The 931-nt window shown below is 48.4% G+C and carries 1 protein-coding gene and 1 pseudogene; both read right to left on the reverse strand.

Features of this window, described 5'->3' with window-relative positions:
• Positions 1-413 (reverse strand): annotated as a pseudogene (gene secF, locus KIV40_RS26730) (protein translocase subunit SecF); the annotation flags it as partial.
• Positions 414-415: 2 nt separating this feature from the next.
• The coding region (locus KIV40_RS26735) for a SecD/SecF family protein translocase subunit (RefSeq protein WP_285352208.1) at positions 416-931 on the reverse strand (516 nt) is incomplete at its 5' end.

Consider the following 931-nt stretch of genomic DNA (forward strand, 5'->3'; position numbering starts at 1 on the left):
TCAACCATGCCTTGACCGACTTGCGGGCCAACCACACTGCTGTTAAGCACCTGCACTTGATCGCTGACCGATGCCAAGGCATCAACTAGGCTAGTTTGTGGTGCATCCGTCAATTGGCTGTAACGAATGGTCCAGCGGTCTTACTCTGCCATGCCAACAACTTGCACGTCTTGCTGGAAAGCCGTATCAAGTTTTGTTTTTAATGCCTCTTTGGTCACTTGGTCAGAGAGTTGAACCTCAGCAACCACACCACCTGTAAAGTCCAAGCCCCAGTTAAACCCTTTCACTGCCACCAGCATCACAGAGCTCATGAACAGGACAATAGAGATCACCGACATCACCTTGCGAAGGCGAGTCATGTTGCTGTCTGAAAGATAGCGTTCTGAAATAGTCATTTTCGTTGAAGTACTCATGCTTAAATCCTTACATCGTGGCGTTGGTCACGCCCCCAAACCAAATTGATGATCGCTCGTGAAGCAAAAATGCCCGTAAACATACTGGTTAGAAGACCTAAGCCCAGAGTCAAAGCAAACCCTTGAATTGGTCCGTTACCAATGGTGTAAAGGGCGATAGCAACAATCATGGTGGTGAAGTTAGCATCGAAGATTGACGAGAACGCGCTATCGAAACCACGATCGATGGAGCTAGCAAAGCTGCGTCCTTCTTTCATTTTGTCTCGAATACGTTCGAAGATAAGTACGTTGGTGTCTACCGCCATACCAACGGTTAATACCAAGCCAGCAATACCCGGCAGCGTTAATACCGCGCCCGGTAGCAGCGCAATCAAACCAAACAGCGTAACCATGTTTAAGATAAGTGCACCGTTCGCAACCCAACCAAGACGGCGGTACCATAACGCCATAAACGTAAGAGCAAGACCAAGGCCAAGAGCTAGAGCAGCGAAACCATTAGTCACGTTTTCTGCACCCAA

Source organism: Vibrio sp. D173a (assembly GCF_030248475.1).